Genomic DNA, 23,476 nt, shown 5'->3' on the forward strand with positions numbered 1-23,476 from the left:
GTTCCGGGGTGGGTCGTCGGCCCCTATAGCCGTACCGCTCGCCGACTCCGACCGTGTGGGAAACATTGTTAGCACGTCACGACGAGTGAAGGATTATGAAGGTCCGAATCGGGCAAGACGCGACCGATCCGGAAGCCGAGGCGGTTGCGAGGGTCCTCGCAGTGCACGTCGGGGACGACGTCGAGGTGTACGTCGGCGACGAGGACACACCGAGCGCGACAGCGAGTCGGCCCCAATCGGCAGAAGCCGTGAGGGCCGATGGTTTGGAGGACGAGCCGCTCGAACCGACGGACCGAGAGGTGGCCTTGCGCGAGGAGATAGACGATATTCTGGAGGGTGGCCCCGAGAAGTACCGGCAGCGGCTTCCCGAGCAGGACAAACTGTTCGTCCGGGACCGGATCGATCTCTGGTTCGGCGACGATGGGCTCAAGTTCGAGGACGGCAAGTTCGCGAACTTCGATGCCTGGCATCCGGACAGTCCGGCCGTCGAGGAGTACGACCCCGATACCCGACTGCCAGCAGACGGCCTCATCACGGGTGCTGGCGACTTCGAGGGGCGGACGGTCCATTTCATGGCCAACGACTTCACGGTCAAGGCTGGCAGTATGGCCGAGCGTGGCGTCGAGAAGTTCCTCCGGATGCAAGAGCGTGCGTTGAAATCGGGGAGACCGGCGTTGTACCTGATGGACTCCTCGGGGGGACGCATCGACCAGCAATCCGGGTTCTTCGCGAATCGGGAGGGGATCGGGAAGTACTACTACAATCACTCTCGGCTGTCGGGTGCCGTCCCGCAGATCTGTGTCCTCTACGGGCCGTGTTTCGCCGGGGCGGCGTACACCCCGGTGTTCGCCGACTTCACCATCATGGTCGAAGGGATGTCCTCGATGGCCATCGCCAGTCCGCGGATGGTGCGGATGGTCACGGGTGAGGACATCTCCGTCGAGGATCTCGGCGGCCCGTCCATCCATACCCGCCACTCTGGCAGCGCCGACCGCATTGCCGATGACGAGCAACACGCCCGAGAACTGGTCGCTGAGCTGATCGGTTATCTGCCAGACAACGCGGACGAGAAACCGCCACGGGTGGACTCGAAACGCCCGACGAACTCCCCGCAAGGCATCGACGCCGTCGTCCCCGAGGAACCAGATCGCTCCTACGACATGCACGAGGTGATCGACCGACTGGTCGACGCGGACTCCTTTTTCGAACTCAAACCTGCGTACGGTCCCGAGATCATCACCGGATACGCTCGGATCGACGGTCGCCCCGTCGGAGTCATCGCGAACCAGCCGATCGAACGAGCGGGAGCGATCTTCCCGGACTCTGCGGAGAAAGCCGCAGAGTTCGTCTGGAAGTCGGATGCGTACAACATTCCACTGCTCTATCTCGCCGATACGCCCGGATTCATGGCCGGATCGCAGGTCGAGAAGGAGGGGATTCTCGAGCAGGGCAAGAAGATGATCTACGCCACTTCCGAGGCGACGGTCCCGAAGCAGAGCGTGGTCGTCCGAAAGGCGTACGGAGCAGGTATCTACGCCATGAGCGGACCGGCCTACGATCCCGAGAGTACCCTCGCGCTCCCGAGTGGTGAGATCGCCATCATGGGGCCGGAGGCCGCGATCAATGCCGTCTATGCGAACAAACTGGCCGAGTACGACGACGAGGACGAACGGGCCGAACGCGAGCGGGAACTCCGCGAGGCGTACCGGGAGGAGATCGACGCCCATCGCATGGCCAGCGAGGTGGTCATCGACGAGATCGTGCCGCCGAGCGATCTTCGGAGCGAACTGATCCAGCGCTTCGAGGTCTACGAGGACGTCGACAAACAGCGCCCAACGAAAAAACATGGGACCGTCCTCTGAGACTGGGACGCCAGGCCGGTCAGTCTGCGAACTCGCGTTTCAACGAGAGGACGGTCCGGTCGAACTCGCAGACGAGTTCGTCGTCCTGATTGAACGCCTCGACGTGCATCACGACGATGCCGCGCTCGCCATCGCTGGTCTCGCGTTTCTCGGTGACCGTCGACTGGGCGTGGATGGTGTCGCCGTGGAAGACTGGCGAGGGGTGCTCGACCTCGTCGTAGGAGAGGTTCGCGACGATGGTTCCGTCGGTCGTCTCGGGGATGGAGATTCCCACCGCGAGCGACATGGTATAGAGACCGTTGACCACTCGTTCGCCGAACTGGGTCTCCGCCGCGAATTCGGCGTCGAGGTGGAGGGGTTGCTGATTCATCGTCATATCGCAAAAGCGCTGGTTATCGCTCTCGGTGACGGTTCGACGCGCGGCGTGTTCGATCGTCTCGCCGATCTCGAACTCCTCGTAGTACCGTCCAGGCATGTGGTGAGCCTCGCGGTCGACCGGCATAACTTCCGGGGCGATCATCACCTCCTTGCGCCGACGACCATAGTCATCCGTCCCACGGGCCAATCTACAAGACAGGGGGGTTCGTCTGTGCCCTATGGCACGTCGTTCGCTGCTGTTCACCCCTGGCGATCGACCGTCGATGATGCGCAAGGCCCCCGAAGCCGGTGCGGACGTCCTCGTATTCGACCTCGAGGATGCGGTCTCACCAGACGCGAAGGATGCGGCCCGGGCGGCCGTCCGGGACGTTTTGAGCGATCCATCTTTCGATCCCGCTGTGGAGGTATTCGTCCGACTGAATCCGGTTGGGCTGTCTGCGGACGAGGACCTCGACGTTCTTGCCGAGGCCGATGGTCGCCCGGACGGCGTGATGCTCCCGAAGATAGGCGACGCCGACGATGTGACCACCGGGGCGCGAATGCTCGAGGAACACGATTTCCCCCAGCGAATCATCCCCCTCGCCGAGTCCGCTGGTGGCGTGCTCCACGCCGAGGGCATCGCCGCGGCGGATGCGACGGTCGCCATCGCGTTCGGTGCCGAGGACCTTGCGGCAGATATCGGCGCGACCCGAACTGAAGAGGGTGTGGAGGTTCTTCATGCACGTGAACACGTGGTACTCGCCGCCGGGGCCGCAGGTGTGGATGCAATCGATACGGTCTTCACGGATTTCGAGGACACGGCGGGACTCGAGGAGGATGCCAGGTTCGCCGTTCGACTCGGATACGACGGAAAGCTGGCGATCCATCCCGATCAGGTCGACCCGATCAATCGGGCATTTACTCCTGACGGTGCGGACGTGGAGTGGGCTCGTCGCGTGGTGGCCGCCCGCGAAGAGAGCGGCCAGGGCGTGTTCAGCGTGGACGGCGAGATGATCGACGCCCCGTTGCTTGCCCAGGCCGAGCGCATCCTCGAACGGGCCGACGCAGCAGATTCTTCCTGATTGTTAACATTTGACCTGGTATTTGTTATCGTCGTCACTCTTATCTCACGATGGGTGAATTGTTAACCGTCATGGCCGAGGAGAACCCATTCGAAAGTCTACAGTCGCAACTGGACGCGGCGGCGGCCCACCTCGATATCGGAGACGACGAACTCACACGGCTCAAACATCCACAGCGGATCCTCGAGTTGAACCTCTCCGTGGAGCTAGACGACGACAGTATCGGTAGCTTCCGGGCATTTCGCTCCCAGTTCAACGACGACCGTGGGCCCTACAAGGGCGGCATCAGGTACCATCCGGGCGTCAGTCGCGACGAGGTGAAAGCCCTCTCCGGCTGGATGACGTACAAGACCGCCATCGTCGACATCCCGCTCGGTGGAGCGAAAGGCGGGATCGTCATCGATCCGGCCGAGTACAGCGAAGCGGAACTGGAGCGCATCACTCGATCGTATGCCGTCGAACTCCGACCGATCATCGGGGAAGACCAGGACATCCCCGCACCGGACGTGAACACCGGCCAACGGGAGATGAACTGGATCAAGGACACCTACGAGACGCTGGAGAACGTCACCGAACCCGGCGTCATCACCGGAAAGGACCTCGACTCCGGCGGAAGCGAGGGACGCGTCGAAGCGACGGGTCGCTCGGTGGTCCTTGCCGCACGAGAGGCGTTCGATTACCTCGGAAAGGACCTCGAGGGCGCCACCGTCGCCGTACAGGGCTACGGCAACGCTGGCTGGATATCGGCCAAACTCATCGACGAGATGGGGGCGACCGTCGTCGCCGTCAGCGATTCGAGTGGCGGTATCTACCGGGAGGCGGGCCTCGATCCGGCGACGATCAAGGACGTCAAGCGCGACCAGGGGTCCGTCGTGGAGTACACTGCCGTGGACGAGATGATCACGAACGAGGAACTGCTCACCCTCGACGTCGACCTGCTGATTCCCGCGGCCCTGGAGAACGCCATCGATGCGGAAATCGCGACGGAGGTTTCGGCGGACGTCATCTCGGAGGCGGCAAACGGGCCGTTGACACCCGGTGCAGACGAGGTCCTCGAAGACGAAGACGTCCTCGTCATCCCCGATATCCTGGCGAACGCCGGCGGTGTCACCGTCTCTTACTTCGAGTGGGTGCAGAACCGGCAGCGTTTCTACTGGTCCGAGGAACGCGTGAACGAGGAACTGGAGGCGATCATCGTCGAGGCGTTCGACGACATGATCGAAGCGTACGAGGAGAACGACACGGCCAACCTTCGAACGGCGGCGTACGTGGTGGCGATGCAACGGGTCATCAACTCCTACAGCGAAGGCGGTAACTGGCCGTAACGGAGACTGACTCCCCTCTCAACCCGACTCGTCGACGTCGATTCGTCCCTCCAGGTAACGCTTGGAAGCCGGACTGAGGGTGATGTCCGCTTCCTCGAGACGAGCTTTTACTGCTTTGGCATAGGCCGACCTGATGCTGAAGACGTCACTCCGGTCCGGATCTTCGATCCAGAAGTGTACCTGGACGATGACCGCGTCGTTGCCGAACTCGTGAAGGTACGCGTGCGGTGTCGGCGCATCCAGGATGGTGTCCAGTTCGAGGGCGACGGCTTCGAGATGGTCCAACGCAACTTCGATATCGGTCTCGTAGGCGAGGCCGATGGTCTCCACGACGCGATAGTTCCCCTTCCGGTACGGTCTGGTGATCGCTTGGCTGGTCAATATCGTATTCGGGATCGTCACCAGTTCTCCATTCTGCGTCCGCACACGGGTGACGCGAAGCGTGATCGACTGGACGACGCCACTCCCGTCCGACCATTCGATGAAGTCTCCGACGTTGAACTCCGGATCGAACACCAGCGCGATTCCACTGACGATGGATCCGATGACACCCTGTGCTGCGACGCCGATGGCAAGCGTCACCGCGCCGACGACGACGGCGGAGGTGGTGAGGAATCTAACGTACCCAGCGAACCCGGCGCCGACGACGATAGCCAGGAGCAACATGACTACACGGGTGTACAGTCGGAGCCCCTCCCGAAGCGTGGGGTTGTGCCGGTTCCGACGGCGAATTATCCGAAGGAGTGTCGGTTCGACGAAGACGCGACCGATGACGATGACGGCGAAGAAGCCGACGAGAAACCATCCGAGCCGGACGAAACTGGGGAGATAATGGATCAGTCCCGCCGGACCGGTCTCGGGTTGGGCTGTCGTCGTCTGGAGGACCACGCTGTCGAGAATCGGTGCGGCTAGCATCGAGACCGGTTGTCGGGTGGCGGGAGACATCGATCGGTCACATCTGTGGCGATTCCAAGTGGTATCGGCGGATGGAACTGGGTGGGCGGGAACCCGCAGCGACTCCCTTCAGGGTCGGCCTCCAGACTAGCGGGCTTGTCGTGTGTCGACCGACGGTGGCTTCCGGGACCGTTGCCGTCAGTGCTTCGGTCAGGCTTCCGCTGGATTCGACCGTCGCTTTCGCAGTACGCTCACGGTGACGATTCCGACCACAATTGCGAGGCTGGCGAGTAGTCGCTTTCTCATGGGTGCTACACGAACTCCCACGAATCGGGGCGACATTAGTATGGAGCGACTAACCGCCACTCACTGGTGATTCGAAGCGAGTGACGACGAAGCGTGAGCAACCGACCGTTCGACGAACGGTTGCGATCCGCTCCGTATGGAGAGTACCACTCCCTGGCTGTGGTGACCACGATTGCCGATTCGCTCGGGACAACATCTTTACCCGAGGATTGGGCATGCTAATCCGATGGGCGAAGACGCCGATGATCGCGTCTACTACGTGATCAGTGACCTCCACATCGGCGGCGACGAGCAACTGGAGGAGGTCGAGTTCCTCGACGAACTCCTCTCCTTCCTCGACCGGCTCGAGCGAACCGACGAGGACGCCGAACTCGTGATAAACGGCGATGCATTCGGTCTCTGGGAGATTACGGGTGTCGAGGGAATGGCGAAATTCGACGTCCTGGAGGGGACCTACCCGGAACTGTTCGAACAGCTACGGGCGACGGGGAGCAACGTCCCGATCACGCTCGTTCCCGGTAATCACGACCACGAACTCGCGGCGTACGACGAGTACGTAGACCGGTTCGCCGAGTACAACGTCGACCTGGTCCAGCAGGAGTCGATCACACGTCGGCTCGATGGGCAAGCAATCCATTTCGAACACGGCCACCAGCAGGACCCAAACAATCGGATCGACGAGTGGGGCGATCCGAACGTGACGCCGCTTGGATACTACTACAACACTATCGTCACCAGTCGGGCCGGTCAGCTGTCGGATCGGGGTCGGTACAACTGGTTGAAAGACGTTCAGGCAATCACCCCGACCGAGCGGATGCCGGTCTGGCTGCTCTCGAAGTACTTCTATCGGGAGATGAACCCGCTTCTCCGGTACGCACTGCTCCCCTTTCTCTTGCTTTTTAACATCAGCGCGGTCCTCGCCGTGGTCGCCGGCCTCAATATCGCCGGGGTCTGGTCGACCCCGGTCGAGTGGTTCACCGCCTTCCTCGGACAGTTCGGGACCGCCGGGACGGCCTTGTGGTTCCTCCTCGCGATCAACGTGTCCGTCGCGGGTCTGCTGTTACTCGTCTACATCCCGTTGTCCCTTCTCCGCCGGGACATCAAGAAGACGATCGATCGCTTTGGCATCTTCGAGACCGGGATAACCATAGACGAGGAGGTGCCCTACGTGGAGGCCGCAAGCGAGGTCTTCGACGAGCGGCCGGATACGAGGATATTCTGCTACGGGCACACCCACCGCCCCAGACTCCAGCAGACCGACGGTGGCCTGCTCGTCAACAGTGGCACGTGGCTCAAACGGCTCCATCGACGGGACGGTATTATCGGTATTCTCCCGCCGGTGTTCTATCCCACTTACCAGCTCAGCGCCGTCAAGATCGCGGTAGAGCAGTCGGGTCGGATACGAGTCGCGTACGAGGAGTTCGAGAAGCCGAACCCGGGACCCGAGGAACTCACCCTCACCGAACGCCTGTTGACCCTGGGCCGAAAGCCGGACCCCGAGTCACCCGATGCTGTGGTGCTCGACCCCGATACGGGAGGCTCGGACGCCGAATCAACGGTCTGAGTGTGGCGACTCGCGGTTCGATGTCGTCGACTGCCTGCCTAACGCTTCTCGCACGCGGAGACATTCGATTGCTGAGACGACTTCATGGCGGACCGTTGCTGTTTCTGATGAACGATCGGGGTGAAAGAATTGAGAAATGGGGTCCTGTGGGTTACAGATACCCGGCGTCGGTCAACCGTTCGACGGCTTCCTCCAGTCGCTCCGCACTCGCGGCGTACGAGATGCGGACGTACCCGGGCGTTCCGAAGGCACTCCCCGGCACCGTGGCCACCTTTGCGTCGCGGAGCGCGTTCGTCGCCCACTCCTGATCGTCGTCGTCCACTGGCACCATCATGTAGAAGGCGCCGTCGGGGTGGGGGACGTCGACGTCGTGTTCGTCGAACAACTCGAGCAGTAGGTCTCGACGGTTCTCGAACGCGTCGACCATCTCGTCTATCTCGTCGTCCGTCTCCTCGAGTGCGGCGACGCCCGCGTGCTGGACGAAGTTCACGGCGGAGGAGACCGAGTGCGACTGGATCTTGCCCGCCTGGTCGATCAGTCCCTCCGGTGCGGCGAGGTAGCCGAGGCGCCAGCCGGTCATCGCGTAGGCCTTCGAGAAGCCGTTGATGGTGACCGTGCGCTCGTACATCCCGTCGAGGGTCGAGAGACTCACGTGTTCGCGACCGTAGTTGATGTGCTGGTAGATCTCGTCCGCGATGACCGTCACGTCGTGTTCGACGGCGAGGTCGCGCACACCCTCCATCGCCGCCCGGGAGTAGACGGCACCGGTCGGGTTACTCGGGGAGTTGACGACCAGCATCTCCGTCTCGTCGGAGACGGCTTCGGCGAGGTCGTCGAGGGCTGGTTCGAGCTGGAAATCGTACGGTCCGAGATCGATCCTGGTGAGGTCGGCGCCCGCTATCTTGGCCTGCGCCTCGTAGGACACCCAGGCCGGATCCAGCAGGACCACCTCGTCGCCGTCGTCCACGAGGGTCTGGAACGCCTCGAAGAGCGCCTGCTTCGCGCCGGGCGTTACGATGATGTTGTCGGACTCGTAGGCCATCCCGTCGCCCTGGAGTTTCTCGGCGATGGCTTCTCGGAGTGCGGGGATGCCGTTGGACGGGGCGTACCCGGTCTCGCCCGCTTGCATCGCCTCGTTCGCTGCGGCTTTGATGTGTTCGGGCGTATCGAAGTCTGGCTCTCCGACGGAGAGATCGACGACGTCCTCGCCCTCGGCCTCGAGCTCCTTCGCGAGGTTGCTGACGGCGAGCGTCGCGCTCGGTTCGACTCGTTCGACGCGTGCTGCGTAGTTCATAGTTGTTCGAAAAGTTGGATCGCGCTTTCGACTGCATCGGCACCCTTGTGCGTCCGGGCGCGCGCTTCGTCGCCGGACATCCCGGGACCGCTGACACCCAGGGTTACCGGGGTGTCGCGGTCGAGGCTCACGTCTGAGAGACGCTGTGCCGTGGCATGGCCGATGGTCCGGTCGTGTTCCGTATCGCCGGTGACGATCGCACCGACGACGGCCACCGCATCGATGTCGTCGCGCCGCGCGAGCCGGTCCGCCGCCAGGGGCGCGTCGTACGCGCCAGGAATGTAGACGGTCTCGACGACGGTCGCATCGCCTGCTCGCGCCGCTTCCATGGCGGCGTTCTCCATCGCTTCGGTGACCTCGCGGTTGAACTCCGCGACCACCAGCCCAAGGGCTACCATGTGGAATGCGTCGGTGGCCCCTGACAAAATGGTACCGCTCGCGGCTGAAATCGACGAGCCATGCCATCCGCTACCTATTGGCGGCGGTTCCACCAGTCCATCTGCTCACTCCGAATAGCCTTCCTGGAGGAATCGCCCCTCGCTCTCGTACATCGAGACGAGTTCCTCGATGAACTGTTCGACTGTTTCGCCCTCGTCGGTATGCGACTCGAGCCGTTCGTAGAGGTCGGGGTCGATTTCGATGGACGCCATCGTTTTAGAGTATGTCGCGCGAGGACATGAAGGTTCGCCAAGGTTACCGGTCGAATCGACACACCCCCACCCGAACCCGTCCGTTTTTTGCCCACCGGGAAAGAGGACTCCGCCATGGATGTCCCCGCGCTGAATCGTCGCCGAACCACGATCGGCGTCCTGGTCATTACCCTCCTTGCGATTGCCGTCCGGTTCGTGGGTCTCGGGAGTCGCGTCTTCCACTGGGACGAGGCTCGCGTCGGATACTGGATCTTGCAGTACATGGAGACGGGTGTCTGGAGTTATCGCCCGATAGTTCACGGTCCGTTCCTCTTTCACGTCAACGACGTCGCCTTCGGGCTGTTCGGTCCCACGGACTTCGTTGCTCGGTCCGTTGTCGCACTGGTCGGCGCTCTGTTGCCGCTGTCCGCGTTGTTGTTCCGGGACCGATTGAAACGACTCGAGACACTGGCAGTCGCCGCCTTCCTCGCGTTCAATCCGATCCTCCTGTACTACTCGCGGTTCATGCGGAACGACGTGCTGGTCGCCGCATTCGCGTTCGTCGCACTCGGCTCGTTCGTCCGACTCCACGACACTGGTCGTCGTCGCTATCTCTATGCAGGGACCGGTGCGTTCGCGCTCGCCGCGACGACCAAGGAGATCTTCGTAGTGTACCTCGCTGTCTGGGTCGGGACGGTCATCCTCCTGCTGGATAACAGACTCGTCGCCGCTCGTCATCGGGGTGAACCCTGGCATTCTGTCGGCACGCGATACAGGTCGGCCACCACCGATTTCCTCGCCGAGTGGACGATTCCGCTTGGCATCGCGGCCGTCGAATTCCTCGCTATCGTCACGTTCTTTTACGCCCCCCGGCCCGACCTGTATCAGGCACTGGGGGCACCGACACAACTCCCGGCGGTTCTCCAGGCGGCGACGGTGGGCGCCTGGCAGGAACTCTGGGGGACATGGGTCGCCGGCGGACACGAACACAGCTACGTCGACTATCTGGTCGAGGACGTCCGACGGCTCGGAGCCACGGCGGTCGCGATAGTTGGTTTTGGACTCCTCGGATTCGTCATCGACCGGTATGGACGGCGACACCCCCGGGACGTGGTCACCGTTGGATTCGGTTGGGCGGCTGCGATATTCGTTATCTACCCTGCGATCACGGACATCTCCGCAGCCTGGGGACTGGTCCATACGGTCGTCCCGCTGGCGATACCGGCCGCCGTCGGCCTCGGATACGTCATCGAACAGGGTGGTGGGCTGGTTCGCGACGAAGACCGGGTCGGCTCGGTCATCATCGCCGTGCTTCTCCTCGTGGCGACCGTCCAGGTCGGGGTCACCGCGTACGACACGTCCTTCGATTCACCCCAGGCGTACGACAACCCGCTTGTCCAGTACGGCCAACCGGCCGGAGAGATGCAGGCGACCCTCGAGGATGTCGAATCGATTGCGGCCTCGAATGGGGGAACTGACGTCTTGTTTTACGGCGAGCACTTCTACGTGGCGAACGAATCCGAACCGCAGGAGGGGCCCAACTGGACCAACCGGTTCCCGCTGACGTGGTACCTCGACCGGGCGGATGCGGACCTTGCCAGTACAAAACGGCCCGGTGATCTGGACGACCCGCCGCCCGTGGTCATCGCCCGTGCCAGCGATTACTCGACGGTCAACGACAGTCTCGATGGCTACGAGTCCTTGACGTACGAGTTGACATCCCGCGGTACCGAGACGGTGTTCTTCATCGACCGCTCGGCGCTCGAAAACTCGACGGCGTAGACGCCGATCGGGATTCGGCCCCCAGTTCGGTGACCCCAGATTCACCGTCCAGGCTGCCCACGGTCGTGTACAACCAGCCTCCGATACGAGAACGTTTATGCAGGTGTATCCACAATCAGCGGGCACGATGTCGGAACTGGTTCCTGGCGCGACCGTTGGTGTCGTCGGGGGCGGCCAACTCGGACGGATGCTCGCCGAGGCGGCGAGCCCACTCGGGATCGAGGTGGTCGTCCTGGACCCGACACCTGATTGCCCCGCGTACCCGCCCGCTGCCGACCAGATCGTCGCGGACTTCGACGACGAATCGGCAATCGAGGACCTTGCGGACCGCGTCGACGTCCTCACTCTCGAGATCGAACTCGCCGACCCGGAGGGGTTCCGGGCTGCGACCGAAGCGACCGGGACGCCGGTACATCCCGCCCCTGCCGACCTGGAGATCACGCGTGACAAACTCCTCGAGGCTCGGCGCCTCGACGAGGCGGACATTCCCGTCGCTCCGTTCCGACAGGTAGACGACGCAGAGGATCTGGAGTCGGCGTTCGATGCGCTCGGCTCGCCACTCATGCTCAAGGCCCGTCATGGCGGATACGATGGACGTGGGAACTCGGTGGTGGAGTCGGTTGCCGAGGCCACGGACTACTTCGGGACGCTCGACGACCTGGTCGCGGAGGGGCTCGTCGACTTCGAACGCGAACTCTCGGTCATCGGTAGCCGAGGAGCGGGAGAGATCGCGACCTATCCCGTCGTCGAGAACGTGCACGAGGCCGAGATACTCCGCGAGACGCTCGCCCCGGCCAGGACGATGGACTCCGTCAAAGAACGGGCAGACGCCGTGGTTCGGGACGTGCTCGAACAGATGGACGGTCGTGGTGTCTTCGGGGTCGAACTCTTCGAGACGAGCGACGGCGAGGTGCTCGTCAACGAGATCGCGCCCCGTCCGCACAACTCGGGCCACTACACCATCGAGGGGGCCGTCACGTCACAGTTCGAACAACACGTGCGCGCCATCCTCGGTGCGCCGCTCGGTGACACCCGGCTCTGGACGACGACGGCGATGGTGAACCTCCTCGGCACCGGTCAGACGACTCGTGCGGCCTCGATCACTGGCGTCGACGCGGTGCTGTCGATGGCCGGGGCTCACCTTCACTGGTACGGGAAACGAGACGTGCGCCCGCTGCGGAAGATGGGACACGTGACGGCGAGGGGACAAAATCTGCCGGCCGCGCGGAATACGGCGATGAGTGCCCTCGATGCGATCGAATTCGAGTGAAATCCATGACCACTGTTAGCGAACTCATCGACCTGTTCGAGACGGAGGCGGAACGAAACCGACCGCCAGCGGAGACGCCGGACGTCGGAATCATCATGGGGAGCGACTCCGACCTGGACGTGATGGCTGGGTCCGAATCGGGGCGTGTGGGGGCCTACGACGCACTGACCGCGCTGGGATTCGACGAAATCACCGATTACGAGAACCCACCCGACTCCCGGTTCACCTTCGAGACGTGGGTGGTCTCCGCTCATCGGACACCGGAGTTGCTGTACGCGTACGCGGAGACCGCGGTGGATCGAGGGCTCGAGGTCATCATCGCTGGGGCCGGCGGTAAATCGGCAGATCTCCCGAACATGACCGCCTCTATCGCCTACCCGCTGCCGGTCATCGGCGTTCCCGTTCAGGAGAAGTCAGTCGATTCGGTCATCGGCATGCCCATCGGTGCCCCACTCACCGCCGTCGACGCTGGAAAATCGTACAATGCCGCCCTTTCAGCCGTCCAGATACTCGCTCGCCAGCACGACGACCTCGACCGACGGCTTCGGGAGTTGCACGACGAACGACAGGGCGCCGTCGCCGACGTGTCCATGTCACTGCACGCAGCAGGCACGGAGGAATTTCGGCGACAGCGGTGACTCGTGTCCACTACTAACACGGGTTCATAAGTTCATCGCGAAACGGTAAAGAGACCTCCTAACACCTGGTTTGTGGGCATTTTTACGCTCCGTACCAGCTGGTCGGCGGGAACGGACAAGAATCAACGTTTATGGGGGGTGCGCCACAATTCCAGAGACGTTACGGAGACACTTATGAATCCATGGATCGCTGTGGGTATGCTAGCACTCGTTGGCATCCTCATACCGCTCGCGATGGTAGCGGTATCGTGGCTGCTCCGACCTAGCGTGCCCGAACAAGGAAAACGGACCACGTACGAAAGCGGTGAGGTGCCGACGGGCAACACCCATGTCCGCTTCAACATCCAGTATTACATGGTCGCACTGTTGTTCGTCGTATTCGACATCGAAACCGTCCTCATCTTCCCGTGGACCGTCATCTACCGAGACGCCGTCGCGTCGGTGGGCATCGTCCGGGCCCTCGCACCGATGCTCGCGTTCATCCTCGTCTTGCTCGTCGCATTGGCGTGGGCGTGGCGCAACGGCGCCGTCCGGTGGGTGCGGACCGAGGGATACCGCAGGGGGAGGAAAAGCCATGAGCAGTGACACACCACGAGACGACATCGTCGAACCAGACGACCCGAGTACCAAGACCCAGGACGCGAGATTGGGGTCGGGGATGGACGCGCGCTTCAACTCGAATCTACGGGAGGCGCTCGGATCGACCCCCTTCCTGCTGACGAAACTGGACCAGTTCATGAACTGGGCCCGGGGGTCGTCGATGTTCATGCTCCAGTTCGGTATCGCGTGTTGCAGCATCGAGATGATGCACACGTACTCGGTGAAACACGACCTCGACCGCTTTCACGCGGGCGTCCCGCGCGCGTCACCACGACAGGCCGACGTGATGATCGTTCCCGGGACCATCGTCTCGAAGTTCGCCCCGCGGATGAAACGGGTCTACGACCAGATGCCAGAACCCAAGTTCGTCGTGAACATGGGGAACTGTTCGGCATCCGGTGGGCCGTTCCAGGAGGGGTACAACGTCGTGAAGGGCGCCGAGGAGGTCATCCCGGTCGACATTCACGTTCCCGGCTGCCCACCGCGACCCGAGGCGCTAGTCTATGGCGTCGCGAAACTCCAGGAGCGAATCGCCAATGGCGAATCCTCCCCCGTCACGGTCAAGCCCTACGAACTCGAGGAGTTCGGCGACCTCGAGCGGGACGAGATCGTCGAGAAACTCTCCAGGGAGATAGATCCGGAGACACTCGTCATGCGATACAACTGGGCTGATTCACCATGAGTTCCCAGGAAGAGGAGGACGCCGCGGCGGTCGAACCCGTCGACGACGGCGTGGATTACGACTACCTCGAATCCCTCGTCTCCGAGCACGTGACCGGTCGGGAGTCGCACGTGAACGCCGAGGCGTTCCGGATCGACGCGAACTCGGTACCGGACGTCCTCTCGACATTCAAACAGGAGGCCGGGTTCGACCACCTCTCGATGCTCACGGCACAGGAGTACGAGGACCGCTTCGAATCTATCTACCACCTCAAGAAGTTCGACGATCCAACACAGGAGGTCTCGGTCGTCGTCCCGATGCCGCGGGACAACCCGGTCCAGCAGTCGGCCGAACCCGTCTTCCGTACTGCCGACTGGCACGAACGCGAGGCCTACGACTTGGTGGGCGTCGAGTACGAGGGGCATCCGGATCTCCGCCGTATTCTTCTCCCGGAGACCTGGCAGGGCCATCCGCTCCGGCTGGACTACAACCAGGACAAACCGCAGATCGTGACCTTCGAGGAACACGAGAACCCCCTGGAGGAACACTACAAGGAGACCGAGGGCGAGGAGGACCTGGACACGATGTTCCTCAACATCGGTCCCCACCACCCGGCGACCCACGGTGTCCTCCACGTCAAGACGGTCCTCGACGGCGAGCAGGTCGCCGACCTCGACCCCGACATCGGCTACCTCCACCGCTGTCAGGAGCAGATGTGTCAGAACGGCACCTACCGCCACCAGATCATGCCGTATCCGGACCGGTGGGACTACGCCCCGTCCGGACTGGCGAACGAGTGGGCCTACGCCCGCGCCATCGAGGACCTCGCGGAGGTAGAGGTTCCGGAGTACGCCCAGGTCATCCGGACCATGGGTACCGAACTGACCCGGATCGCCTCGCACATGCTCGCACTCGCGACGTTCGGGCTCGACATCGTGGGCGATTTCTCCGCGGTGTTCATGTACGCGATGCGCGACCGGGAGATCGTCCAGAACATCCTCGAGGACCTCACCGGTCAGCGGATGATGTTCAACTACTTCCGCATCGGTGGGGTCGTCTGGGACCTCCCCGAACCGCGTGATGAGTTCTTCGACAACATCCGCAACTTCCTCGAGGGGCTCCCAGAGCGCATCGACGAGTACCACAACCTGCTGACGCAGAACGAACTGTTCCAGATGCGGACGGTGGACACCGGCTACATCGGCCCCGAGATGGCCAAGGACTACGGTGTCACCGGTCCCATTCTCCGGGCGTCCGGCGTCGATTACGACCTGCGTCGCGACGACCCCTATGGGTACTACGACAAACTCGACTGGGACGTCCGCACGCGCGAGGAAGGCGACAATCTCGCCCGACTGCTCGTCCGGATGGAGGAGGTGGAGGAGTCCGCCAAGATCATCGAGCAGTGTGTCGACATCCTCGAGGACTGGCCCGAGGACGACCGCGAGATCCAGTCGAACGTCCCGCGGACCCTCAAACCGGACGCGGGCAAAGAGATATACCGCGCCGTCGAGGCGCCGAAGGGAGAACTCGGCATCTACATCCGCTCCGACGGTACGGCGAAACCGGCCCGCTTCAAGATCCGTGGCCCGAGTTTCAACAACCTCTCCGCCCTCCAGGTGATGTCCGAGGGTGAACTCATCTCGGACCTCATCGCCACGCTCGGCAGTCTCGACATCATTCTCGCGGAGGTGGACCGCTGATGGCCACCGCGCCACTCGCCGATTCCATCTCCCGACTGCTGGGCCTCGAAGGGCTCGTCGGCGATCTCGTCGGTGGGCTCCTCGGCGCCGTCGTGGTCGCCGTTTTGATGCTGGCCATGGCCGCCGTCGCCGGCCCGTACATGAAACGGAAGATTACCGCGTCCTTTACTGACCGCATCGCGGTCGATCGGGTGGGTCCGTACGGTATCCTCACCATCGCCGTCGACGCACTCAGGCTCCTCGGGAAAGAGCAGATCATCCCCGAGAACGTCGACCGTCCGGCCTGGGACCTCGCCCCGTTCCTCGTGGTTCTGTCCGCGACGCTCGGCTTCGCGGTCATCCCGATGGGGAACGGCATCCACCTGGCGGACCCGCAGAACGGGCTCGTCTACGTGTTCGCCGTCTCCTCCATCGCGACGCTGGGCCTCGTGACCGGTGGGTACGCCTCGAATAACAAGTTCTCGATGCTCGGCGGTCTCCGTGCCGTCGCACAGAACATCGCCTACGAGATCCCGCTCATCGTGACCGCGGCGTCCGTCGTCATCTTCGCGGGGACACTACAGATGTCCGAGATCGTCGCGGCCCAACAGGAGACGCTGTTCTCCATCGGCGCCATCGCGATTCCGTCGTGGTACGGGTTCGTCAACCCGTTCGCGTTCGGGCTGTTTATGCTGGCTAACCTGGCCGAGATCGGTCGGAACCCATTCGACCTGCCCGAGGCGCCCAACGATCTGGTCGCCGGGTACCAGACCGAATATTCGAGCGCCTACTTCGTCCTGTTCTACCTGGGCGAGTTCCTCCACATCTTCCTGGGTGCGGGTATCGTGACGACGCTGTTCCTCGGCGGACCGGCGGGGCCGGTCCTTCCGGGAATCGTGTGGTTCATCCTGAAGATCTGGGGCGTGTTCTTCTTCACCCAGTGGTCACGCTCGGCCGTGGCCCGCATCCGCCCCGACCAACTTCTCGACGTTGGCTGGAAGGGAATGTTGGTTCTCGCCTTCGCCAACCTGCTACTCACGGCAGTCATCGTGGGGGTGATCGCATGATCGGCGTACTCCAATCGCTCGCGACGACGATGAAACACGCACTCGACGGCAAGACGTTCACCGTCGAGTATCCCGAACAGGCGCCGGAGGTCAGTCCCCGGTTCCGTGGCGTCCACAAGTGGAGCCAGGAGCGCTGTATCTGGTGTCGCCAGTGCGAGAGCGTCTGTCCCAACGACACCATCCACATCGTCATGGACGAAGAGCGTAATGGCGAGCAGTACAACCTCCACATCGGCCAGTGCATCTACTGCCGTCTCTGTGAGGAGGTTTGCCCGACCGACGCCATCCTCTTGACCCAGAACTTCGAGTTCACAGGCGATACGAAACACGATCTGGCGTTCAACAAAGAACAACTCAAGAACGTCCCGTGGTACAAGGATATCGACCCGCTCGAGGCACGCGAACCCGACCGCGACGCGTGGGTCGGTGAGGGTGAAGGGGAGGTCGATTATCAATGAACAGCGGTTCCGATCGACTCGAGGAGGTGACAGCCGATGGTGGCTGAGACCATCGCGTTCGCGCTGTTTGCCTTCATCACGTTGGCGAGCAGCCTCGGCGTCGTCGTCGTGGACGACGTCTGGCACTCGGCACTGTTCCTCGGGGCCGCTCTCCTGAGCGTGGCGGTTCACTTCGTCATGCTCCAGGCGGAGTTCCTCGCGGCGATTCAGATCCTCGTGTACGTCGGTGGGGTGTTGATCCTCATCTCCTTCGCCGTGATGCTGACACGTGATCCGGAGGTGAGCACGCGATGACGACGAGACCAGAACTTGCCAAAGACATCGATCTGTTCCCGGGACTGCTGGCTGCTGGGCTGTTCGGCGTGCTGGCCGTGGTCGTCCTGGGTGCATCGTTCGCCGGGGCTGCCGGTTTCGAGACGGACGCGCCGATTACGGCGAGCATCGGGTACGCTCTCATCGATCTCGAGGGCGTTGCCGCCACCGTCGCGAGCGAGGGCTTCCTCGCCGCGCTGGTAACCATCGCGTTCCTTCTGGACGCGGCACTGGGCGGGGCCGTGATGCTCGCTCGCCGCGACGGGGGTGAGCACTGATGGCGGTTCCGGTCGAGTGGTACGTGTTACTATCCGCAGGCATGTTCGCCATCGGACTGCTGGGGATCCTGACGCGCAAGAATGCGCTGTTGTTCCTCATGTCCGTCGAGTTGCTGCTCAACGCGGCCAACATCAACCTGGTCGCCTTCTCCCACTACTGGGGGAACCTGACCGGACAGACGTTCAGTCTGTTCACCATCGGCATCGCTGCTGCCGAGGTCGCAGTCGGCCTCGGCATCATCCTGGTACTGTATCGTAACTTCAAGGACGTGGACGTGACCACGCCGACATCGTTGAGGTGGTAAGATGGCTGAGGTATTCCAATACGCAGTCGCGATACCGCTCCTGCCGTTGGCCTCGTTCCTGATCGCGTTGCTCGTGGGGCATTTCGCCCCACGGCTGCTGCCGAAAGGCGGTGCGATTCCGGGAATCCTGGCCACGGGTGGGTCGTTGCTGCTTTCGGCATGGCTGTTCGTTGCAGTGAGTGGGACGACCGAGTACTACAATCAGGAGCTGTACACGTGGGTGACTGGACTCGACACGTTCAGCCTCAACCTGGGGATGCTGTTCGACCCGCTGGCGGCGATGATGTTGCTCATCGTCTCGCTCATCAGCTTCCTCGTGCACGTGTTCAGCCTCGGGTACATGAACGACGAGGGCGAGACGGGCCTCCCCCGGTACTACGCCGGCCTCGGCCTGTTCACGTTCTCGATGCTCATGTTCGTCGCATCGTCGAACCTCCTGATGGCGTTCATGTTCTTCGAACTCGTAGGACTGAACTCCTGGCTCCTGATCGGCTTTTGGTTCCGCGAGGACGGGCCACCGAGCGCCGCGAAGAAGGCGTTCCTGGTCACCCGCTTCGGTGACTACTTCTTCCTCATCGGGGTCGTCGGTGTCTTCGCCACCTTCGGAACCTCGTTGTTCGCGCCCCGCGGCGGGGAACTCGGCTTCCCGCAGATCGCCGAACAGGTGCTCGTCGATGGCCAGATACCGACCGTCGTCGGGGACTTCCTCGGCGTCGTCGGTCTGGATCCCCAGACGTGGTTCGCCATCCTGGGACTGCTGGTCCTGGGTGGCGTCATCGGCAAGTCGGCGCAGTTCCCGCTGCACACCTGGTTGCCGGACGCGATGGAGGGCCCGACCCCGGTCTCGGCGCTTATCCACGCGGCGACCATGGTCGCGGCCGGTGTCTACCTGGTCGCCCGGATGTTCGGGTTCTACGCCCTCCTGCCGGAGGTGCTGGCGTTCATCGCCCTCGTCGGTGGCTTCACCGCCCTGTTCGCGGCGACGATGGGCGTGGTCAAACGCGAGATCAAACAAGTGCTGGCGTATTCCACCATCTCGCAGTACGGGTATATGATGCTCGCGCTGGGGGCCGGTGGGTACGTCGCGGCGACCTTCCACTTGATGACACACGCCATCTTCAAGGCGCTGTTGTTCCTCGGGGCCGGTTCAGTCATCATCGCCATGCACCACAACGAGAACATGTGGGACATGGGTGGGTTGAAGGAGAAGATGCCAGTAACCTACTGGACGTTCCTCTCGGGGTCGCTGGCGCTGGCCGGCATCATCCCGTTCGCTGGCTTCTGGTCCAAAGACGAGGTCCTCCACGCTGCACTCGTGCACGGGATGGACAACGCGATGATCCTCGTCGCGTTCGCGATGGGACTCCTCGCGGTCTTCTTCACGGGATTCTACACCTTCCGAATGGTCTTCCTGACCTTCCACGGTGAGCCCCGGACGGAGACGGCCGAGGACCCCCACGGCGTCCGATGGAACGTCAAGTTCCCCCTCGTCGTGCTCGGTATCTTGGCGGCGACGGTCGGGTTCGTCAACATGACTCCGGTCGCGAAGGTGACTGGACTTCACATCGAGTTCCTCCACGAATGGTTCGGTGGCGGACTCGAAGGCGTGACAGTTCACCACTACGACGAACTCCTCGCCAGTCAGGCGGGGTACACGACGGACGCCGTTCTCGGCCTTTCGCCGACTGCGACGACGCTCGCGGCGGGAGCGGTCTCGCTGGGGCTGGCACTCGCTGGTGCCGGACTCGCCTGGGTGCTCTACAACGTCCCCGAACCGGAAGAGCACACGGCGAAACTGGGGCCGGTCAAGGATCTCCTGTACAACAACTACTACCAGGACGAATACCAGGTCTGGCTCGCCGAAGGGTTCACGTACCCCATCGCGAAAGTCGCAGATCGGTTCGATCAGGGTGTTATCGACGGTGCCGTCGACGGCATCTCGAGCGTGAGCCTGTCGAGTGGATCGCGCATCCAGCGAGTTCAGACCGGCGTCGTGACGAACTACGCGGCGCTGCTCACCCTGGGACTGGTCGTCCTCCTCGTGGCGTTCGGCGTCGCAGGGGGGTGGTTTTAGATGATGATCGAAGCACTCATCGCGGTAACGCTCCTGAGCGCGGTGGTCGTCCTCGCGGCACCGGAACGATGGGCCGCGAAACTGGCCTTCGCGTTGAGTCTCCTCCCGTTACTCGGGAGTCTCTGGATGTATCGGGTCTTCGATGGCACGGGGAACGCCCTGCTGGGCGGTTCGCTGGCCTTCGAAACGCAGGTACCCTGGATAACGCTCGGCCAGTACGACCTCACCTGGCACGTCGGCATGGACGGCATCAGCATGGCGCTGGTCACGTTGACCACGGTCCTGATGTCGCTCGCACTGCTGAGCGCGTGGACACCTATCGAGGAGCGTCGCTCACAGTTCTACGGCATGATGCTCTTCATGGAGGCGAGCCTCCTGGGTGTATTCACGGCGCTCGACTTCTTCGTCTGGTTCGTCTTCTGGGAGTTCGTGCTGGTCCCGATGTACTTCCTGATTGCCATCTGGGGCGGTCCGCGACGGAAGTACGCGGCGATCAAGTTCTTCGTGTACACCAACGTCGCAAGTCTGGTGATGTTCATCGGATTCATGGCGCTGGTGTTCGCGACGCCCGTGCAGTCGCTGGGGATGCCAGCCATCGCACAGGCACTGCTCGCCGACGAAGTGACCGCGTTCGCCGGCATCGCGCCGGAGACGCTCAAACTCGTCGCGTTCATCGCCATGTTCGCGGGCTTCGCGGTCAAGGTCCCGATGGTCCCCTTCCACACGTGGCTCCCGGACGCCCACGTCGAGGCGCCGACACCGGTGTCGGTCATCCTGGCCGGCGTCCTCCTGAAAATGGGGACCTACGCGTTACTCCGATTCAACTTCACCATGTTGCCGGACGTCGCCAACGCGCTGGCCGTTCCCATCGCCATACTGGCGGTCATCAGCGTCATCTACGGCGCGATGTTGGCACTCGCTCAGGAGGATCTCAAGCGCATCGTGGCGTACTCCTCCATCTCGTCGATGGGGTACGTCATCCTCGGGCTGATCGCCTGGAACATGTACGGAGTCGGCGGCGCGACCTTCCAGATGGTCGCCCACGGCCTCATCTCGGGGTTGATGTTCATGAGCGTCGGCGTCATCTACAACGTCGCCCACACGCGCATGGTCGGAGACCTCTCGGGAATCGCCGACCGGATGCCGGTGACGAGCGCGGTCTTCGTCGGCGCGGCATTCGGGTATATGGGGCTGCCGCTGATGGCCGGCTTCGCTGGAGAGCTGTTCATCTTCCTCGGTGGGATGCAGTCGACGGCACTGCCGGGCGCCCAACTGTTCACCGCGCTGGCGATGTTCGGTATCGTTATCGTGGCCGGCTACCTGCTGTTCGCGATGCAGCGGGTCTTGTTCGGTCCGTTCCGGGCCGACACCGAGCACGAGATCGTGCCTGCCGCGTTCCACGACGCGGCCGCCATCGTCGTGCTCATCCTCCTGGTCATCCTGCTGGGTACCGCACCGGACCTCTTCTACGGGATGATCCAGGACGCGGTTCGCCCGATACTCGCCGCAGGAGGTGGATTGTAGATGGTCGAACTTCCCTATCTGACGCCGCAGTACCTGCTCGGTCTCACCGCGCTCGTGCTGTTGCTCTACGACACGATCGCACCGAACACCCGCCGAAACGAGGTGCTCGCAGGCATCGCCACGGTTGGTGGGCTCCTGACTGCCGGGACGAGCGCCTGGTTCCTCTCGGCTGGAACCGGGCTCACGCCGACGGAAGCGTTCAGTAACACGCTCGTCGTCGACCAGATGAGTCTGTTCTTCACGTTCATCGTGGGGAGCGTCACGTCACTGGTCGTCGTCGCGAGTTACGACTACGTGGCCGACGAGCCACACATCGGCGAGTACTACTCGCTGGTCGCGCTCGCGGCGACCGGGATGGCACTGATGGCGGCGGCGAACAGTCTCGTCACCGTGTTCATCAGCATCGAACTGGCCTCCCTTCCGTCGTACGCGCTGGTTGCGTACCTCAAGACGAACAAAGGGAGCGTCGAGGCAGCGCTGAAGTACTTCCTCGTCGGGGCGCTCTCATCGGCGATCATGGTCTACGGGATCAGTCTCATCTACGGGGCGACCGGGACGCTGCTCCTCGGACCGATCGGTGACGCGGTCGCCGACCTCGAGGCCGGACTCTTCGGCGTCCTCGGTCTCGGGGTCGTGATGATGGTCGGTGGCTTCCTGTTCAAGACGGCCGCCGTCCCGTTCCACTTCTGGGCACCGGACGCCTACGAGGGCGCCCCGGCCCCCATCAGTGGTTTCATCTCGTCGGCCTCCAAGGCGGCCGGGTTCGCGGTCGCGTTCCGCGTCCTGCTCGAGGCTTTCCCGATCGACGTCGTCGGAGCGACCATTCCATGGACCTGGCTGTTCGTCGTCGTCGCGGCGGTCACGATGACGCTTGGTAACTTCGCCGCGGCCGTTCAGGACAACGTCAAGCGGATGCTCGCGTACTCCTCGGTCGGCCATGCGGGCTACGTGCTCATCGGTCTCGCCGCCATCGGCGGTGGAACGACGCAGGCCGATACCCTCGTACTCGGTGCAGCGATGATGCACCTGCTCGTCTATGGCTTCATGAACACGGGCGCATTCCTGTACATCGCACTCGCGGAGTACTGGGGTGTGGGTCGTACTTTCGAGGACTACAACGGTCTCGCGTCGGTGGCCCCCTTCGCCTCGGTCGCGATGACGGTGTTCATGTTCAGCCTGGCCGGGCTACCGGTCGGTGCTGGCTTTCTCTCGAAGTACTTCCTGTTCGCCGGCGCCATCGAGGCCGGCTTCTGGTGGCTCGCCGCCATCGCCGCGGTTAACAGCGCCCTGTCGCTTTACTACTACTCGCGCGTGGTCAAGGCCATCTGGATCGAGGAACCGGCCAGCGACTTCAGCGTCGACGGGACCCCCACGGGCCTGTACCTGGCGGTCATCGGGGCCGGTGTTATGACGGTCGCGTTGCTGTTCGTGTTCGACCCGGTGGCCCAGTGGGCCATCGACGCGGCCGCGATTTTGCTCTGAGCAGAATCGCACCGCCCTTTTTACCGCATC

At 62.9% G+C, this 23,476-nt stretch carries 23 protein-coding genes; 18 read left to right on the forward strand and 5 right to left on the reverse strand.

All coding sequences use genetic code 11. The features are described from left to right. The first annotated feature begins 95 nt into the window (after positions 1-95). Positions 96-1,862, forward strand: coding sequence for an acyl-CoA carboxylase subunit beta (locus tag HSRCO_RS06500; RefSeq protein WP_259519627.1), 1,767 nt, complete (start codon positions 96-98; stop codon positions 1,860-1,862). A 19-nt stretch (positions 1,863-1,881) separates the two neighbouring features. Here the strand turns inward: HSRCO_RS06500 and HSRCO_RS06505 are convergent, their stop codons facing one another. Continuing rightward, positions 1,882-2,364: a MaoC family dehydratase gene (locus HSRCO_RS06505; protein WP_396266426.1), complete on the reverse strand. Its 483-nt coding sequence runs from the start codon at positions 2,362-2,364 to the stop codon at positions 1,882-1,884. Between the two features lie 94 nt (positions 2,365-2,458). On the opposite strand from HSRCO_RS06505, the gene HSRCO_RS06510 reads away from it, so the two are divergent. Both HSRCO_RS06510 and HSRCO_RS06515 read left to right on the forward strand, forming a co-directional pair. After that, positions 2,459-3,301, forward strand: a complete 843-nt coding sequence (locus HSRCO_RS06510) for a CoA ester lyase (protein ID WP_259519629.1) — start codon at positions 2,459-2,461, stop codon at positions 3,299-3,301. A 50-nt stretch (positions 3,302-3,351) separates the two neighbouring features. Beyond that, positions 3,352-4,626: a Glu/Leu/Phe/Val dehydrogenase gene (locus tag HSRCO_RS06515; protein WP_396266418.1), complete on the forward strand. Its 1,275-nt coding sequence runs from the start codon at positions 3,352-3,354 to the stop codon at positions 4,624-4,626. A gap of 18 nt (positions 4,627-4,644) precedes the next feature. Here HSRCO_RS06515 and HSRCO_RS06520 read toward each other — a convergent pair whose 3' ends face one another. Beyond that, on the reverse strand, positions 4,645-5,541 hold the full coding sequence (locus HSRCO_RS06520; RefSeq protein WP_259519630.1) for a mechanosensitive ion channel family protein: 897 nt from the start codon (positions 5,539-5,541) through the stop codon (positions 4,645-4,647). A gap of 511 nt (positions 5,542-6,052) precedes the next feature. Here HSRCO_RS06520 and HSRCO_RS06525 point away from each other — a divergent pair. Further along, positions 6,053-7,390 carry a metallophosphoesterase gene (locus HSRCO_RS06525; RefSeq protein ID WP_259519631.1) on the forward strand — a complete coding sequence of 446 codons (1,338 nt, stop codon included), beginning with the start codon at positions 6,053-6,055 and terminating at the stop codon, positions 7,388-7,390. A gap of 151 nt (positions 7,391-7,541) precedes the next feature. Here the strand turns inward: HSRCO_RS06525 and HSRCO_RS06530 are convergent, their stop codons facing one another. The 3 genes from HSRCO_RS06530 to HSRCO_RS06540 all read right to left on the reverse strand — a co-directional run bounded on the left by HSRCO_RS06530 (position 7,542) and on the right by HSRCO_RS06540 (position 9,334). Beyond that, entirely contained in the window at positions 7,542-8,684 is a 1,143-nt protein-coding gene (locus HSRCO_RS06530; protein WP_259519632.1) for a pyridoxal phosphate-dependent aminotransferase, read from the reverse strand. After that, complete coding sequence (ribH, locus tag HSRCO_RS06535) at positions 8,681-9,082, reverse strand: 6,7-dimethyl-8-ribityllumazine synthase (RefSeq protein ID WP_259519633.1); 402 nt, start codon at positions 9,080-9,082, stop codon at positions 8,681-8,683. The genes HSRCO_RS06530 and ribH overlap by 4 nt, the downstream gene beginning before the upstream one ends. 105 nt (positions 9,083-9,187) lie before the next feature. Further along, the gene (locus tag HSRCO_RS06540) at positions 9,188-9,334 is read right to left on the reverse strand and encodes a hypothetical protein (protein ID WP_259519634.1); all 147 of its coding nucleotides are present in this window, start codon (positions 9,332-9,334) and stop codon (positions 9,188-9,190) included. A gap of 114 nt (positions 9,335-9,448) precedes the next feature. Here HSRCO_RS06540 and HSRCO_RS06545 point away from each other — a divergent pair, with 114 nt between their 5' ends. The 14 genes from HSRCO_RS06545 (at position 9,449) to HSRCO_RS06610 (ending at position 23,446) form a co-directional block, all read left to right on the forward strand. Then, positions 9,449-11,095 carry a flippase activity-associated protein Agl23 gene (locus HSRCO_RS06545; RefSeq protein WP_259519635.1) on the forward strand — a complete coding sequence of 549 codons (1,647 nt, stop codon included), beginning with the start codon at positions 9,449-9,451 and terminating at the stop codon, positions 11,093-11,095. A 127-nt stretch (positions 11,096-11,222) separates the two neighbouring features. After that, the gene (locus HSRCO_RS06550; protein ID WP_259519636.1) at positions 11,223-12,365 is read left to right on the forward strand and encodes a 5-(carboxyamino)imidazole ribonucleotide synthase; all 1,143 of its coding nucleotides are present in this window, start codon (positions 11,223-11,225) and stop codon (positions 12,363-12,365) included. Positions 12,366-12,370: 5 nt separating this feature from the next. Beyond that, entirely contained in the window at positions 12,371-13,003 is a 633-nt protein-coding gene (purE, locus tag HSRCO_RS06555; protein ID WP_259519637.1) for a 5-(carboxyamino)imidazole ribonucleotide mutase, read from the forward strand. Between the two features lie 174 nt (positions 13,004-13,177). Beyond that, on the forward strand, positions 13,178-13,588 hold the full coding sequence (locus HSRCO_RS06560; protein WP_259519638.1) for an NADH-quinone oxidoreductase subunit A: 411 nt from the start codon (positions 13,178-13,180) through the stop codon (positions 13,586-13,588). Further along, positions 13,578-14,285 (forward strand): NADH-quinone oxidoreductase subunit B, encoded by a 708-nt coding sequence (locus tag HSRCO_RS06565; protein WP_259519639.1) that lies wholly within the window; start codon positions 13,578-13,580, stop codon positions 14,283-14,285. Before HSRCO_RS06560 ends, HSRCO_RS06565 begins: the two co-directional genes overlap by 11 nt. Next, positions 14,282-15,967 (forward strand): NADH-quinone oxidoreductase subunit D, encoded by a 1,686-nt coding sequence (locus tag HSRCO_RS06570; RefSeq protein WP_259519640.1) that lies wholly within the window; start codon positions 14,282-14,284, stop codon positions 15,965-15,967. Before HSRCO_RS06565 ends, HSRCO_RS06570 begins: the two co-directional genes overlap by 4 nt. Beyond that, complete coding sequence (locus tag HSRCO_RS06575; protein ID WP_259519641.1) at positions 15,967-17,013, forward strand: complex I subunit 1 family protein; 1,047 nt, start codon at positions 15,967-15,969, stop codon at positions 17,011-17,013. The genes HSRCO_RS06570 and HSRCO_RS06575 overlap by 1 nt, the downstream gene beginning before the upstream one ends. Then, entirely contained in the window at positions 17,010-17,471 is a 462-nt protein-coding gene (locus HSRCO_RS06580) for an NADH-quinone oxidoreductase subunit I (protein ID WP_259519642.1), read from the forward strand. The genes HSRCO_RS06575 and HSRCO_RS06580 overlap by 4 nt, the downstream gene beginning before the upstream one ends. A gap of 36 nt (positions 17,472-17,507) precedes the next feature. After that, positions 17,508-17,765, forward strand: a complete 258-nt coding sequence (locus tag HSRCO_RS06585) for an NADH-quinone oxidoreductase subunit J (RefSeq protein WP_259519643.1) — start codon at positions 17,508-17,510, stop codon at positions 17,763-17,765. Continuing rightward, on the forward strand, positions 17,762-18,061 hold the full coding sequence (locus HSRCO_RS06590) for an NADH-quinone oxidoreductase subunit F (protein WP_259519644.1): 300 nt from the start codon (positions 17,762-17,764) through the stop codon (positions 18,059-18,061). Before HSRCO_RS06585 ends, HSRCO_RS06590 begins: the two co-directional genes overlap by 4 nt. Then, entirely contained in the window at positions 18,061-18,366 is a 306-nt protein-coding gene (nuoK, locus tag HSRCO_RS06595) for an NADH-quinone oxidoreductase subunit NuoK (RefSeq protein WP_259519645.1), read from the forward strand. The genes HSRCO_RS06590 and nuoK overlap by 1 nt, the downstream gene beginning before the upstream one ends. 1 nt (position 18,367) lies before the next feature. Then, complete coding sequence (gene nuoL / locus HSRCO_RS06600; protein WP_259519646.1) at positions 18,368-20,440, forward strand: NADH-quinone oxidoreductase subunit L; 2,073 nt, start codon at positions 18,368-18,370, stop codon at positions 20,438-20,440. Beyond that, on the forward strand, positions 20,441-21,964 hold the full coding sequence (locus HSRCO_RS06605) for a NuoM family protein (protein ID WP_259519647.1): 1,524 nt from the start codon (positions 20,441-20,443) through the stop codon (positions 21,962-21,964). Continuing rightward, complete coding sequence (locus tag HSRCO_RS06610; RefSeq protein ID WP_259519648.1) at positions 21,965-23,446, forward strand: NADH-quinone oxidoreductase subunit N; 1,482 nt, start codon at positions 21,965-21,967, stop codon at positions 23,444-23,446. Positions 23,447-23,476: the final 30 nt, after the last annotated feature.

The organism is Halanaeroarchaeum sp. HSR-CO, assembly GCF_024972755.1.
Classification (GTDB): domain Archaea; phylum Halobacteriota; class Halobacteria; order Halobacteriales; family Halobacteriaceae; genus Halanaeroarchaeum.

What these genes read in the sequence shown, in the direction of transcription:
- HSRCO_RS06585 (WP_259519643.1), top strand. Translation starts at nt 17,508, where the DNA reads ATGGTGGCTGAGACCATCGCGTTCGCGCTGTTTGCCTTCATCACGTTG.
- purE (WP_259519637.1), top strand. Translation starts at nt 12,371, where the DNA reads ATGACCACTGTTAGCGAACTCATCGACCTGTTCGAGACGGAGGCGGAA.
- HSRCO_RS06545 (WP_259519635.1), top strand. Translation starts at nt 9,449, where the DNA reads ATGGATGTCCCCGCGCTGAATCGTCGCCGAACCACGATCGGCGTCCTG.
- nuoK (WP_259519645.1), top strand. Translation starts at nt 18,061, where the DNA reads ATGGCGGTTCCGGTCGAGTGGTACGTGTTACTATCCGCAGGCATGTTC.
- HSRCO_RS06590 (WP_259519644.1), top strand. Translation starts at nt 17,762, where the DNA reads ATGACGACGAGACCAGAACTTGCCAAAGACATCGATCTGTTCCCGGGA.
- HSRCO_RS06540 (WP_259519634.1), bottom strand. Translation starts at nt 9,334, where the DNA reads ATGGCGTCCATCGAAATCGACCCCGACCTCTACGAACGGCTCGAGTCG.
- HSRCO_RS06570 (WP_259519640.1), top strand. Translation starts at nt 14,282, where the DNA reads ATGAGTTCCCAGGAAGAGGAGGACGCCGCGGCGGTCGAACCCGTCGAC.
- HSRCO_RS06605 (WP_259519647.1), top strand. Translation starts at nt 20,441, where the DNA reads ATGATGATCGAAGCACTCATCGCGGTAACGCTCCTGAGCGCGGTGGTC.
- HSRCO_RS06580 (WP_259519642.1), top strand. Translation starts at nt 17,010, where the DNA reads ATGATCGGCGTACTCCAATCGCTCGCGACGACGATGAAACACGCACTC.
- HSRCO_RS06565 (WP_259519639.1), top strand. Translation starts at nt 13,578, where the DNA reads ATGAGCAGTGACACACCACGAGACGACATCGTCGAACCAGACGACCCG.
- HSRCO_RS06530 (WP_259519632.1), bottom strand. Translation starts at nt 8,684, where the DNA reads ATGAACTACGCAGCACGCGTCGAACGAGTCGAACCGAGCGCGACGCTC.
- HSRCO_RS06510 (WP_259519629.1), top strand. Translation starts at nt 2,459, where the DNA reads ATGGCACGTCGTTCGCTGCTGTTCACCCCTGGCGATCGACCGTCGATG.
- HSRCO_RS06575 (WP_259519641.1), top strand. Translation starts at nt 15,967, where the DNA reads ATGGCCACCGCGCCACTCGCCGATTCCATCTCCCGACTGCTGGGCCTC.
- ribH (WP_259519633.1), bottom strand. Translation starts at nt 9,082, where the DNA reads ATGGTAGCCCTTGGGCTGGTGGTCGCGGAGTTCAACCGCGAGGTCACC.
- HSRCO_RS06520 (WP_259519630.1), bottom strand. Translation starts at nt 5,541, where the DNA reads ATGCTAGCCGCACCGATTCTCGACAGCGTGGTCCTCCAGACGACGACA.
- nuoL (WP_259519646.1), top strand. Translation starts at nt 18,368, where the DNA reads ATGGCTGAGGTATTCCAATACGCAGTCGCGATACCGCTCCTGCCGTTG.
- HSRCO_RS06515 (WP_396266418.1), top strand. Translation starts at nt 3,352, where the DNA reads ATGGGTGAATTGTTAACCGTCATGGCCGAGGAGAACCCATTCGAAAGT.
- HSRCO_RS06525 (WP_259519631.1), top strand. Translation starts at nt 6,053, where the DNA reads ATGGGCGAAGACGCCGATGATCGCGTCTACTACGTGATCAGTGACCTC.
- HSRCO_RS06505 (WP_396266426.1), bottom strand. Translation starts at nt 2,364, where the DNA reads ATGCCGGTCGACCGCGAGGCTCACCACATGCCTGGACGGTACTACGAG.
- HSRCO_RS06500 (WP_259519627.1), top strand. Translation starts at nt 96, where the DNA reads ATGAAGGTCCGAATCGGGCAAGACGCGACCGATCCGGAAGCCGAGGCG.
- HSRCO_RS06560 (WP_259519638.1), top strand. Translation starts at nt 13,178, where the DNA reads ATGAATCCATGGATCGCTGTGGGTATGCTAGCACTCGTTGGCATCCTC.
- HSRCO_RS06550 (WP_259519636.1), top strand. Translation starts at nt 11,223, where the DNA reads ATGTCGGAACTGGTTCCTGGCGCGACCGTTGGTGTCGTCGGGGGCGGC.
- HSRCO_RS06610 (WP_259519648.1), top strand. Translation starts at nt 21,965, where the DNA reads ATGGTCGAACTTCCCTATCTGACGCCGCAGTACCTGCTCGGTCTCACC.